Source organism: Micromonospora sp. bgisy143 (assembly GCF_057708145.1).
The window spans coordinates 41,085-53,916 of the sequence record NZ_JBYIRN010000037.1 but is presented as its reverse complement, the minus strand read 5'-3'; the positions used below and the strand labels follow the sequence as shown (position 1 = coordinate 53,916).

Sequence of the window (12,832 nt, the reverse complement as noted above, 5' to 3'; positions counted from 1 at the left end):
ACTCATCCACACAAGAAGTTGCCGGCATCGATGCCGGACGGCTGCGTCGGTTGACCCGGTGCCACGTCCATACAGGTCAGACAACATGTTGCCCACAGCAACAACCCCGACCCCCACCCCTAAAAAATCCCCACCCACCCCGGTGATCAAGAGGTTCGCGTCAGGATCCGGGCTTCGGATGACGCGAACCTCTTGATCACCGGGGTGGGTGGGGTGGGGAGGGCCGGACGGCCGGGGTTACTTTTTGCCGGTGGGTTTGGCGTCGCCGGAGTCGGAGGAGAGGGCGGCGATGAAGGCTTCCTGGGGGACCTCCACCCGGCCGACCATCTTCATCCGCTTCTTGCCCTCCTTCTGCTTCTCCAGCAGCTTGCGCTTACGGCTGATGTCACCGCCGTAGCACTTGGCGAGCACGTCCTTGCGGATCGCGCGGATGGTCTCGCGGGCGATCACCCGGCTGCCGATGGCCGCCTGGATCGGCACCTCGAACTGCTGGCGCGGGATCAGCGTACGCAGCTTCGCGGCGATGGTGACGCCGTAGTTGTACGCCTTGTCCTTGTGCACGATGGCGCTGAACGCGTCCACCGGCTCGCCGTGCAGCAGGATGTCCACCTTCACCAGGTCGGACGCCTGCTCGCCGGAGGGCTCGTAGTCGAGCGAGGCGTACCCCTTGGTACGGCTCTTCAACTGGTCGAAGAAGTCGTAGATGATCTCGGCGAGGGGCAGCGTGTAGCGCAGTTCCACCCGGTCGGCGGAGAGGTAGTCCATGCCGAGCAGGCTGCCGCGCCGGCCCTGGCACAGCTCCATGACCGCGCCCACGTAGTCGTTGGGCGTCAGCACGGTGGCCCGCACCACCGGCTCGTACACCTCGGCGATCTTGCCGGTCGGGTACTCGCTCGGGTTGGTCACCACGATCTCGGCACCGTCGTCCTGGATCGCCCGGTACACCACGTTGGGCGCGGTGGAGATCAGGTCGAGGTTGTACTCGCGCTCCAACCGCTCCCGGATGATCTCCAGGTGGAGCAGGCCGAGGAAGCCGCAGCGGAAGCCGAAGCCGAGCGCGCCGGAGGTCTCCGGCTCGTAGTCCAGGGCGGCGTCGTTGAGCTTGAGCTTGTCCAGGGCCTCGCGCAGGTTCGGGTAGTCGGACCCGTCGATCGGGTAGAGGCCGGAGTAGACCATCGGCTTCGGGTCCTTGTACCCACCGAGCGGCTCGGCCGCCGGCTGGCTGTTGATGGTGACCGTGTCACCGACCCGGGACTGCCGGACGTCCTTCACGCCGGTGATCAGGTAGCCGACCTCGCCCACGCCGAGGCCGTCGGCCTTGACCATCTCGGGTGAGATGACGCCGATCTCCAGCAGCTCGTGCACCGCGCCGGTGGACATCATCTTGATCCGGTCGCGGGCGCTGATCCGCCCGTCGACCACCCGGACGTAGGTGACGACGCCACGGTAGACGTCGTACACCGAATCGAAGATCATGGCCCGGGCGGACGCCTCGGCGTCGCCGACCGGTGGGACGAACTGCCGGACGATCTCGTCGAGCAGGTGCGGTACGCCCTCGCCGGTCTTGCCGGAGACCCGGATGCAGTCGGCGGGGTCACCGCCGATGAGGTGGGCCAACTCCTCGGCGTACTTCTCTGGCTGGGCGGCCGGCAGGTCGATCTTGTTGAGCACCGGGATGATGCGCAGGTCGTTCTCGAGCGCCAGGTAGAGGTTGGCGAGGGTCTGCGCCTCGATGCCCTGCGCGGCGTCGACAAGCAGCACGGCACCCTCGCAGGCGGCCAGCGACCGGGACACCTCGTAGGTGAAGTCAACGTGCCCCGGGGTGTCGATCATGTTGAGCACGGCCTGCTCGCCGGCCCGCTCGCCCTCGCGGATGGTCCACGGCATGCGAACGGCCTGGCTCTTGATGGTGATGCCGCGTTCGCGCTCGATGTCCATCCGGTCCAGGTACTGCGCGCGCATCTGCCGGGGGTCGACCACGCCGGTGAGCTGCAACATCCGGTCGGCCAGGGTCGACTTCCCGTGGTCGATGTGGGCGATGATGCCGAAGTTCCGGATGCGACCGGGGTCGGTGGCACCAGGGGCGTTCGCGCCGGGATCGAGCTTCGGTGGCACAGCGGTCCGTTCTGGTCGGCTGACGTGAACAGGCCGGCGCGCCGCCGACCCCCTCCATGTTCCCACGCCGCCGGGGTACGCCCACTGCGCGGGCGACGGATCGGTCCCCGGGACGCCTCACTCCTCCGGCGGCTCCACGAAGAGCGCGGCCAGCCGGGGCAGCCGGCGGCGGGCCTCGTCCTCGTCGTCGAAGTCCCAGAAGTCGTTCAGGTCCGGCGTCCGGATCGGCTCGCGGTCCGTCGGCAGCTCCGCCGCGGTGGCCCGGCGGTACGCGTCCCACGGCACCGCCAGCATCTGCTCGGCGGAGAACTCCTCGCCGCTGAGCGAGGCGGCCCGCACCTGGGGCAGTTCGGCCAGTGAGTCCGGGTCGCCGACGGCGCGGGCGAACACCGCCCGGCCCTGGGTCATCAGCCAGCCCCGGAAGTGCTCGAAGCCCTCCGCCGAGGCACCCCCGTTGATCAGGTACGCCGCGCCCCACAGGTCCGCCTTGTGCGAGGCCGCCAGCACCTTCGCCTGGTGCTGGGCGTACCCGACGATGTCCTCCGGATCGCGCTCGGCGAGCAGCGCCACGGCCCGCGCGGCGACCGGCCCGGGCTCACCCCCGCCCCCGGCGCGGGCCTGGTCGATCAGCTGCCAGAAGTCCTCGGTCCTCATGGCTTGGCAGTCTGGCAGTGTCGCCGCGCGCCGCGCACGGACCCCGGGGCAGCATGGTGGGATGTCCTCCCCGTCGCCGTACCACGCGGGCGCGCTGCGCCCGTCGTGGTCGGAGCTGCCGGCGGCGCTGCGGGCCGCCATCGCCGACCGGCTCGGCGCGCCGGTGGTCACCGCCCGGGTCGCCGCCGCCGGCTTCACCCGGGGCTTCGCGGCCGTGCTGCACACCGCCGACGGTGGCCGGGCCTTCGTCAAGGCGGCACCCGCCGTCGCACAACCGCACCTGGTGCAGGGGTACGCCCGGGAGGCCGCGATCCTCGACCGGCTGCCGGCCGACCTGCCGGCGCCCCGGCTGCGGTGGACGCTGGACGCGGCCGGCTGGTTCGCGCTCTGCGCCGACGCGGTCGACGGCCAGGTACCGCACCTGCCCTGGACGCGTGCCGAGTTGGACGCCACGCTCGCCGCGTACGCCGAGGTCGCCGCCGCGCTCGCCGACCCACCGACCGGCCTGACCGCGCTCGGCCTGCCCCGTCTGGCCGACCTGGCCCGCTCGGACATCCTGTGGTGGAAGGAGGTCGCCGCGGGCCGGGAGCCGCTACCGGCGCTGCCCGCCGCCGCCCGGGGCCGACTCCCGGAGTTGGTGGCGCTGGAGTCCCGCCTCCCCGGGTACGCCGACAGGGCGACCGGCGTGCTCCACGGCGACCTGCGGGTGGACAACGTGCTCATCGACCCGGACGGCCGGGCCTGGCTCTGCGACTGGACCTGGGCCTGCACCGGGCCGGCCTGGTTCGACCTGGTCACCCTGCTGCTCACCGCGTACGGCGGCGGCCTGGACGTCGACCGGATCTTCGCCGCGCAGCCGGCGAGCGCGGGCGCTCCCCCGGACGCGCTGGACGTCACCCTCGCCGCGTTGGCCGGCTACTACCTCACCGGGGCGGACGCGACACCGGTGACGGCCTCGCCGCACCGGGCGGCACACCAGCGGTCCAGCGGTGCGCAGGCCCTCGACTGGCTCGCCCGCAGGCAGGGCTGGCGGTGACCGACCGCGCTGGCGTCCCGCCGCACGGCCGAGCCGTGATCCACTCGGGTTCCGGGAAGTCGGGCGGTCAGCGGGCGGCGGATACCCTGGCTTCCCGGAAGCCGAGTGGATCACGACCCGAACGCCCGGGTGGACGCGGGCGGCGGAGCCGTTTTGGCTCGTCCCGGGCGACCTGGTAACCTGGCTCTTCGCGCGGCGATGACTCATGTCGTCATGTCGTGCACAAGCTGACCAACCCGAGCTATCAAGACGAGGCTGTCGCGTGGCGAACATCAAGTCCCAGATCAAGCGCAACCGGCAGAACGAGAAGGCCCGGCTGCGCAACAAGTCGGTCAAGTCGTCGCTGAAGACCGCCGTCCGGAAGTTCCACGAGGCTGCTGAGGCCGGTGACGTCGAGAAGGCGACCGCCCTCATGCTGGACGCCTCGCGCAAGCTGGACAAGGCCGTCAGCAAGGGCGTGATCCACGCCAACCAGGCCGCGAACCGCAAGTCCGCGATCGCGAAGCGCGTGGTTGCCCTCTCCGCCTGACGCTTCACCGTCAGACTGCTTCGGAAAGCCCCGGACCCTCGGTCCGGGGCTTCCGTGTGTCCGCGAACGCCCGGCAGTATCACCGACCGGCGCACGGCCGGAGCCCGGCAGTCGTCCCGGCCCAGGCCCGGCAGCCGTCACGGCCCCCAGGCCCGGCGGTCGTCCCGCCCCGGGCCCGGCAGTCGTCACGGCCGGAGCCCGGCGGTCGGCACGGCCCGGGCCCGGCAGTCGTCACGGCCGGAGCCCGGCGGTCGTCAGTCCAGCGGGTCCCGACGACGCCGGGGCCGCACCGGATCGGTCGTGACCACCGCCGGGGTCACGGCGCCCCACTCGACGCGGGCCCGACCGACCACCGGCTCCATCTGCCGCCGGAAGCGGTCCCGCTCCTGCTCGGGTACGAGCGCGGCGGAACGGATCACCACCGCGGCCACCATGTCGTTGAGCTTGACCATCGCCGCCACGACCACGGGTAGCACCAGCACCGCCCACCAGGTGACCAGCTCCGCGAGGGCGAGCAGCACGGCCAGGGCGATGGTGCCCTCGAAGAACAGGAAGCAGAGCACCCCACCGGGGTTGACGAACCGCAGGCCGAGGAGGCGGGCGTAGAGCGGCCGGTACCGCTCCTCGTCGGCGGACACGGTGGCCCACGCCGTACGGTTCGGCCCGGTCACCGGATGCTGCCCTGCCGGGCCGCCGCGACCGAGAAGACCGCCCGTTCCAGGGCGTACGCCCGGTCGTCCGAGCCCCCCTTGACGGCCGCGTTGCACTCCGCGGCGACCTGCATGGCCCGGACCAGACCTTCCGGGGTCCAGCCGCGCCCCTGTCGCTGCGCCCGCTCGATCTTCCACGCCGGCATCCCGAGGCTGCTGGCGAGCTGGTACGCGTTGCCCCGCCCGGCCGACGCCACCCGGGCCACGGTCCGTACCCCGTCGGCGAGGGCGTCGGCGATGGGCACCGGGTCGACACCGACGTGCAGGGCCCAGCGCAGCGCCTCCAGGGCGGCCGGCACGTCGCCGACCATGGTGGCGTCGGCCACGGTGAAGCCGGTCACCTCGACGCGCCCCCGGTAGTAACGGGAGACCGTCTCGGCGCTGATCCGCCCGTCGGTGTCGGCCATGAGCTGGGAACAGGCGGCGGCCAGCTCACGCAGGTCGTTGCCGACCGCCGCGATCAGCGCCTCGGCGGCGTCGTCGGCGCATCGGCCACCGGCCCGGCGGATCTCGTCACGGACGAAGGCGACCCGATCGCGGTGACCCTTGAGTTTGGCCGCCGGGACCACCGTGGCGCCGGCCGACCGCAGCCCGTCGGCGAACGCCTTGCCCTTGGCGCCGCCCAGGTGCAGCACCAGGAGCTGCACCTCCGGGTCGGGATTCTTCGCGTACGCCAGCAGCGCGGCGACCAGGTCCTTGCGGGCGTCCTGGCCGGAGCGCAGGATGAGCAGCCGCCGGCCGCCGAACAGCGACGGGCTGAGCATCTCGGCGATCTCGCCGACGGTGAGCGCACCCGCCTGGTACTCGCGGACGTCCACCTCGGGGTCGGTGGCGCGGGCCCGTTCGACAGCTTCGGAGACCGCGCGCGTGGCGAGCAGCTCCTCGTCGCCGAGGACGAGCACAATGGGGGCGAGGCTGGCGGGGGTCACGTCGCCCATATTCGCACGGCCTGAGGCGGGTACGGGCCTGCTCATTCGCCGCCCGGTCAGCGTAGCCCGCACTTAGCGCAAATCCAGACATTTATCTCGATTCACCATTCAATCCGCAAATCGCTAGGATTTCGGGTCGAGTGTGCGCAATTTCCACGCGCCTCTCACGGTGGTGGCCGTCCCGGCGGTACCCCTCGACGAGCCACCGCCAGCCCGTGAGTCGTCCGGATCGCCGCCACGTCGCCGTCGGTGTCGGTCCGCAGGACCCGGGCGCCGTTCCTGCTCAGCCGGGCCAGCAGCGCCGGATTCGGGTGCCCGTACGTGTTGCCCGTGCCGACCGGCACCAGCGCGACGGCCGGCCGTACGGCGGCCAGGAAGCCCTCGTCCTGGTACGCCGAGCCGTGGTGCGCGACCTTCAACACGTCCGCCCGGAGCTGCTCGGGCGGCGTCCGGACCAGGACGGCGTGCTGCTCCTCGGTTTCGGCGTCGCCCGGCAGCAGGACCGAGACGCCGGCGACCGTGGCGCGCAGCACCAGCGAGTTGTTGTTCGGGTCCGAACGGGTGCCGCCCAGCGGGTACGGCGGACCCAGCACCAGCAACTCGACACCGCCGACCCGGTGACGTGCCCCGGCAGTGGCCTCCCGCATCGTGGCCCGGCCGGCGGCCGCCGCGCGGACCGCCGCCCGGCCGCTCGCCGGCTCCGTCGCGGATGGGGTCAGCACGGCGCCCACCCGTCGCCCCCGGAACACCCCGGTCACCCCGCCCACGTGATCGAGGTGGAAGTGACTGACCACCAGCAGCGGCACCTCCCGGATACCGAGCCGCCGCAGACAGCCGTCCACCGCGCCCGGCTCCGGCCCCGCGTCGACGAGCACCGCCCGGCCGGGCGCGACGGGCAGGACGAGGGCGTCACCCTGCCCCACGGCGCAGGCCACCACCACCCAGCCTGGCGGCGGCCAGCCGCTGGCCACGAACCGGACCCCGAGGGCGCCGACCAGGGCGGCGACGGCGACCACCGCCACCAACCGGCGTACCAGCGGTCGGCGTGCCGCCACCAGCAGCGCCACGGTCAGCCCGGCCAGCAGCAGGGCACCCCGGACCCCGCCCGGCCACGCCAGGGTGCCGGCCGGGAGGCGGGCGCCGTGGCGGGCGATGACGACCAGCCACCAGGCCGGCCAGCTCGCCAGCCACGCGACGAACCCGGCCCCGGCCGGCCAGACCGGCGACAGCACGGCGGCCGTCACGCCCAGCACCGTCGCCGGTGCGATAGCCGGCACCGCCAGCAGGTTGGCCGGCACCGCCACCAGGCTGACCGTGCTCGAGATCCCCGCGACGACCGGCCCACAGGCCACCTGGGCAGCCGCCGGCACCGCCAACGCCTCAGCCAACCCGGCCGGTACGCCCCGGCGGCGCAGCCCGTCCCGCCAGCGCGGCGCGAGCAGCAGCAGCCCTCCGGTGGCCAGGACGGAGAGCGCGAACCCGGCGTCGCCGGCCAGTTCGGGGTCGACGAGCACCAGCACGGTGACGGCGGCGGCCAGCGCCGGCAGCGCGGCCCGGGGTCGGCCGACGGCCAACCCGACAAGCCCGATCGCCCCCATCGTGGCGGCCCGTACGACGCTCGGCGACGGACGTACCAGGATGACGAACCCCACCAGCGCCACCCCGCAGAGCAGGCCGGCGAGCCATGGACCGGCGCGCGCCCAGCGGGCGACCAGCAGCACCGCGCCCACCACGATCGCGACGTTGCTGCCCGAGACGGCGTTCAGGTGCGTCATGCCGGTCGCCCGGAAGTCCTCCTCGACGGCGGGCGGCAGACGGCTGGTGTCGCCCACCACCAGCCCCGGCAGCAGGCCGCCCGGGTCGTCGGGCAGCGGCGCGCAGGCCCGTTGCAGACCCGCGCGCAGGGTGCCGGCGGCGCGCTGCGCCCACGAGGGCGTACCGCGCCGCTCGGGTGGACCGGTGGCGGCGAGGACGGCCGCGGTGAGGTCACCGCCGCGCGGCACGCCGAGCCGCCCGTCGGCGGTCAGCCGCTGCCCCGGCAACAGCCCGCGCCAGGCCGGGTCGGTGGCGAGGACCAGTACCCGCACCGATGCCCGGAGCCGCTGGCCGTCCGGACCGGTCAGCCGGATCAGCTCGCCCGACACCAGCAGCATGCCGGGACGCCCGGCGGAGCGGATCGGGCGCGGATCATCCCGCACGACGAGGTCGGCGGTGACCGGGGCACGCTGCTCGGCCAGTGTGCGGACCGGCGGCGCGTCCCGGACGAGCAGCCGGGCGGAGGTCGCCGCCGCGCCGCAGAACACGCCGAGGCCGACCGCGACGACGATCCAGCCGTACCGGCGGGCGAGCGCCCCGGGGCGACCGAGCCGGCCGAGCAGGCGCAGGGTGCCCAGCGCCGTCGACACGGCTGCCACGCCGGCCACCAGGAGCAGTGGTCGGGGGCCGAGGTGCAGGCCGGTGAGCGCGGTGAGCCAGGCGGCCACGGCCAGCCCGGCGAGCCGGAGATCCGGTGGCGGCGGGTCGCCGACGACGGGTGCGACGGTCACACCGTCACCAGGTCCTTGAGCTGCTCGTACCGCGCGTCGCCGATCCCGTCGACGTGGCGCAGGTCGCCGACGGCCGTGAACCCGCCGTGCTGGTCCCGGTAGGCGAGGATGCGCTGGGCGAGCACCGGCCCCACCCCGGGCAACGCGTCGAGCTGGGCGAGGGTGGCGGTGTTGAGGTTCAGCACCGCGCCGGGGGCCGGCGCTCCACCGGCAGCGGGACCGGCCGCGGGGCCCGGTGCCGGTGGCGGCGTCACCCCGACGACGATCAACTCACCGTCGGTGACCTTGCGGGCGGGATTGAGCAGCGCCACGTCGACGCCGGGCAGCGGGCCGCCGGCCTCGGACAGGGCGTCGGCGAGCCGGGCCCCGGCCGGTACGCGGACCAGCCCCGGTTTGCGTACCTTGCCGGCGACCGCCACCACCAGCTCGCCGGACGCCGTCGCGCTGGCCGACCCGGCCACGACGGCCGAGGTGGCCTCGCCGACCGGTGGGGTGAGCGGTTCCGCGTGCGGTCGGGACCGCCAGGCCCAACCGGCGGCGGCCAGCACCACCACGAGGGCCACGGCCGCCAACGCCCGCACACCGCGTCTGCCGGGGTCGAACGCTCCGGGGCCGGGCAGCCGTGCCGCACCGCCGCCGAGACCGGCGGGCCCGTCGGCCGCCGACGGACCACCGTCCGACGGAGTCGGCGACGCGCCACCGTCCAACGAAGTCGTTGACGCGCCGCTGCCCGCCGACGTCGGCGACCCACCACTGCCCGACGACGTCGGCGACCCACCACTGCCCGACGACGTCGGCGACGCGCTGCTGCCCGACGGAGTCGGCGGCGGGCCACCCGTCGCGGCCGTCAGCCGGCGCAGACGCTGCCGTACCGCTGTCTCCTCGTCCTCTGCCACGCCGCGACGCTAGGACGCCGGACGCCACGACGGGCGCGTCGCGGCGCCGGCCTGTGGACAGTCGACGCCTTTGTGGACAACGCCCTGATCATGCTCGTGTCTGCTACGGCGTGGAGGCCGCCGGGAGGTAGCGCGCATTCATGGACGGGGATTAATGTTAGCGCTATCACGCGTGACATCACCCCCACCACCACCGCCGCACCGCAAGGGGAATCCATGGACGTGAAGACAAGGCTGCGCCGCCTGCTGGCCGCAGCGGGGACCCTGCTGGTCCTCGTCGCCGGGGCCGGCGTCTATCTGGTCACGGAGACGCCAGGCGTCGCCCGGGCGGCCGGCACCGGCCCGTGCGACATCTACGCCGCCGGCGGCACGCCGTGCGTCGCCGCGCACAGCACCACCCGAGCCCTGTACGGCGCGTACAACGGCCCGCTCTACCAGGTCCGCAGATCGTCGGACAACACCACCCGTGACGTCGGCGTGCTCAGCGCGGGTGGCGTCGCCAACGCGGCCACCCAGGACACCTTCTGTGCCAACACGAGCTGCGTGATCACGGTCATCTACGACCAGTCCGGCCGCAACAACCGCCTCACCCAGGCACCTCCGGGCGGCTTCACCGGCCCGGCGCCCGGCGGGTACGACAACCTCGCCGACGCGAAGGCGGCACCGGTCACCATCAGCGGCCAGAAGGCGTACGGCGTCTACATCGCCCCCGGCACCGGCTACCGCAACAACAACACCAACGGTGTCGCCACCGGCGACCAGCCCGAGGGCATCTACGCCGTGGTCGACGGCACGCACTACAACCAGTGGTGCTGCTTCGACTACGGCAACGCGCAGACAAACGTGCAGGCCGACGAACGCGCCATCATGGAGACGGTCTACTTCGGCGCGAACAAGCAGTGGGGCTACGGCGCGGGCGCGGGTCCCTGGATCATGGCCGACCTGGAGTGGGGCCTGTTCTCCGGGGTGAACGCGGGCTACAACAACATCGCGTCCATCAACCACCGCTTCGTGACGGCCATCGTCAAGGGCGAGCCGAACCACTGGGCGATCCGCGGCGGTAACGCGCAGTCAGGTGGCCTGACCACCTACTTCGACGGTCGCCGGCCCAACGGCTACCACCCGATGAAGAAGGAGGGGGCCATCCTCCTCGGCATCGGCGGCGACAACAGCATCACCGGTCGCGGCACCTTCTTCGAGGGTGTGCTGACCTCCGGCTACCCGTCGGCCGCCACCGAGGATGCCGTCCAGGCCAACATCGCCGCTGCCGCCTACACGCCGGCCAGCGGCGGCAACCCGCAGCAGAACGCCCAGATCGTGGGCGCGCAGTCGGGTCGCTGTGTCGACGTGCCGAACGGCACCACCACCAACGGCACCCAGGTGCAACTGTGGGACTGCATCAGCAACAGCACCGCGCAGCGCTGGACCTACACGGCCGGCAAGCAGATCCAGGTGTACGGCAACAAGTGCCTCGACGCCAACGGCCAGGGCACCGCGAACGGCACCCAGGTCATCATCTGGGACTGCCACGGCGGCACGAACCAGCAGTGGAACGTCAACGCCAACGGCACGGTGACCGGCGTCCAGTCCGGGCTCTGCCTGGACGCCAACGGCGCCGCCACCGCCAACGGCACGAAACTCATCCTCTGGGCCTGCAACGGGCAACAGAACCAGCAGTGGTCCCTGCGTAGCTGAGCGGACAGCAGTCGGGCCGCCTCCCGGTGGAGGCGGCCCGACGGCACCGGATCAGCGGGCCTCCGGGTCGAGGCCGAGCACCGCCCGTCCCCCGTCCACCGGCAGGGTCACCCCGTTGACGAAGCTCGCGGCCGGCGACAGCAGAAACGCGACCGCCTCCGCCACCTCGTCGGCACGCCCGATCCGGCCCACCGGGTGCAGCCGGGCCAGCTCGGCGTCGATCCACTCGGCCCGGGCGGGCTCCTGCGCGGCCAGGAACTCGGCGTGCCGCTCGGTGGCGATCGAGCCGAGCGCGACGGCGTTGGCGCGGATGCCGTGCCGCCCGTACTCGACGGCCAGCGCCCGGGTCAGTCCCTCCACGGCGGCCTTCGCCGTGGCGTACGGCAGGGCGCCCGGCACCGGCCGGCGGGCCTGGTGCGACGAGACGTTCACGATGGCGCCGCCGGTGCCGGCGGCCAGGAACCGCCGTACCGCCACGGCGGCGCCCACCACGGCCGGGCGCAGGTTCAGCCCGATCAGGTCCAGCACGGTGTCGGCCGACGCGGTGTGCAGGTCCGCGTCCCGGAAGACCGCCGCGTTGTTCACCCAGCCGGTGAGCGGGGCGACGCGTTCGGCCACCTCGGCGGCGTGCGCGGCCACCCGCTCGTCACCGGCGTCACCGACCACCGCACGCAGCCGGTCGGCGGCCGGATGTCCGGCGAGCCAGTCCACCGCCTCGGCGTCACGCTCCACCACGACGACGGTGACCCCGGCCGTCGCCAGCCGGTGCGTCACGGCCCGGCCGACGCCACGGCCGCCACCGGTCACCACGCACGCGCCGGCCACTGCGGTCAGCTCCGGGGCCAACGGTGCACCACCACGCACGCCAGGCCCGGCCCGGCGTGCGCGGCGACCACCGCGCCCGCCTCGGAGACGTACGTGTCGCGCACCCGTTCGCCCAGCCGGGCGGTGAGCGCGGCGAGCAGCGCCTCGGCGCGCTGCGGCGCGGCCAGGTGGTGGACGCCGAGGTCGACGTCGTCGTCGCCGGCCGCCTCGACGGCCAGGTCGACGAGCCGGGCGACTCCCCGGCTGGCGGTACGCACCTTCTCGCGCAGCACGATCGCGCCGTCCGGCATGTGCATGATCGGCTTGACCGACAGGGCGGTGCCGAGCAGCGCCTCGGCGGCGTTGATCCGGCCGCCCCGGCGCAGGAACTCCAGCGTGTCGACGTAGAACCAGACGGTGGTCCGGGCGACCGCGGCGACCGCCGCGTCGCGTACGCCGGCCAGGTCCGCCCCGGCCTCGGCGGCGGTGGCGGCGGCGATGGCCGGGAAGCCGAGCCCCATGCCGGTGGAGCGACTGTCGACGACCTCGACCCGACCGCCGACCTCGACGGCGGCCAGTCGGGCCGCCTCGACGGTGCCGGACAGACCGGCGGACAGGTGCACCGAGACCACGCCGTCGGCGCCCTCGTCGAGGAGGCGGCGGTACGTCCGGGCGAACTGTTCGGGCGCCGGGCGGGAGGTGCTGGCCGACACCCGCCGCTCGCTGAGCGCGCGGGTGGCGTCGGCGGGTTGGGTCTCCACCCCCTCCAGCCCTTCCGCACCGTTGAGCACGACGGTCAGCGGGACGACGGTCAGCCGGTGCCGCCGCACCAGCTCGGGCGGGAGGTAGGCGGTGGAGTCGGTGACGACCGCGACGGGCATGCCCGGCACGCTAGCCGATCACGACGCGCTGCGCCGA

General features: G+C 73.6%; 11 protein-coding genes. 3 read left to right on the top strand and 8 right to left on the bottom strand.

Annotated features, from left to right (window positions below):
• Window positions 1-237: 237 nt before the first annotated feature.
• Complete coding sequence (lepA, locus tag AC3EN4_RS29295; protein ID WP_435209499.1) at window positions 238-2,115, bottom strand: translation elongation factor 4; 1,878 nt, start codon at window positions 2,113-2,115, stop codon at window positions 238-240.
• A 117-nt stretch (window positions 2,116-2,232) separates the two neighbouring features.
• Window positions 2,233-2,769 carry a DUF4240 domain-containing protein gene (locus AC3EN4_RS29290; protein WP_435209498.1) on the bottom strand — a complete coding sequence of 179 codons (537 nt, stop codon included), beginning with the start codon at window positions 2,767-2,769 and terminating at the stop codon, window positions 2,233-2,235.
• Between the two features lie 61 nt (window positions 2,770-2,830).
• Here AC3EN4_RS29290 and AC3EN4_RS29285 point away from each other — a divergent pair, with 61 nt between their 5' ends.
• Window positions 2,831-3,805 (top strand): phosphotransferase, encoded by a 975-nt coding sequence (locus AC3EN4_RS29285; RefSeq protein WP_435209496.1) that lies wholly within the window; start codon window positions 2,831-2,833, stop codon window positions 3,803-3,805.
• A 262-nt stretch (window positions 3,806-4,067) separates the two neighbouring features.
• Window positions 4,068-4,334 (top strand): 30S ribosomal protein S20, encoded by a 267-nt coding sequence (gene rpsT / locus AC3EN4_RS29280; RefSeq protein WP_422736459.1) that lies wholly within the window; start codon window positions 4,068-4,070, stop codon window positions 4,332-4,334.
• Window positions 4,335-4,588: 254 nt separating this feature from the next.
• Here rpsT and AC3EN4_RS29275 read toward each other — a convergent pair whose 3' ends face one another.
• The 4 genes from AC3EN4_RS29275 to AC3EN4_RS29260 all read right to left on the bottom strand — a co-directional run bounded on the left by AC3EN4_RS29275 (window position 4,589) and on the right by AC3EN4_RS29260 (window position 9,415).
• Window positions 4,589-5,005: a hypothetical protein gene (locus tag AC3EN4_RS29275; RefSeq protein WP_435209494.1), complete on the bottom strand. Its 417-nt coding sequence runs from the start codon at window positions 5,003-5,005 to the stop codon at window positions 4,589-4,591.
• Window positions 5,002-5,982, bottom strand: a complete 981-nt coding sequence (holA, locus tag AC3EN4_RS29270; protein ID WP_422736461.1) for a DNA polymerase III subunit delta — start codon at window positions 5,980-5,982, stop codon at window positions 5,002-5,004. The genes AC3EN4_RS29275 and holA overlap by 4 nt, the downstream gene beginning before the upstream one ends.
• A 155-nt stretch (window positions 5,983-6,137) precedes the next feature.
• Window positions 6,138-8,519: a ComEC/Rec2 family competence protein gene (locus AC3EN4_RS29265; protein WP_435209492.1), complete on the bottom strand. Its 2,382-nt coding sequence runs from the start codon at window positions 8,517-8,519 to the stop codon at window positions 6,138-6,140.
• The gene (locus tag AC3EN4_RS29260; RefSeq protein WP_435209491.1) at window positions 8,516-9,415 is read right to left on the bottom strand and encodes a ComEA family DNA-binding protein; all 900 of its coding nucleotides are present in this window, start codon (window positions 9,413-9,415) and stop codon (window positions 8,516-8,518) included. The genes AC3EN4_RS29265 and AC3EN4_RS29260 overlap by 4 nt, the downstream gene beginning before the upstream one ends.
• Before the next feature lie 216 nt (window positions 9,416-9,631).
• On the opposite strand from AC3EN4_RS29260, the gene AC3EN4_RS29255 reads away from it, so the two are divergent.
• Window positions 9,632-11,110, top strand: coding sequence for an arabinofuranosidase catalytic domain-containing protein (locus AC3EN4_RS29255; protein WP_435209489.1), 1,479 nt, complete (start codon window positions 9,632-9,634; stop codon window positions 11,108-11,110).
• A gap of 51 nt (window positions 11,111-11,161) precedes the next feature.
• On the opposite strand, the gene AC3EN4_RS29250 is transcribed toward AC3EN4_RS29255, so the two are convergent.
• Window positions 11,162-11,956, bottom strand: a complete 795-nt coding sequence (locus AC3EN4_RS29250) for an SDR family NAD(P)-dependent oxidoreductase (RefSeq protein WP_435209488.1) — start codon at window positions 11,954-11,956, stop codon at window positions 11,162-11,164.
• Entirely contained in the window at window positions 11,941-12,795 is an 855-nt protein-coding gene (locus tag AC3EN4_RS29245) for a DegV family protein (RefSeq protein ID WP_435209486.1), read from the bottom strand. Before AC3EN4_RS29245 ends, AC3EN4_RS29250 begins: the two co-directional genes overlap by 16 nt.
• Window positions 12,796-12,832: the final 37 nt, after the last annotated feature.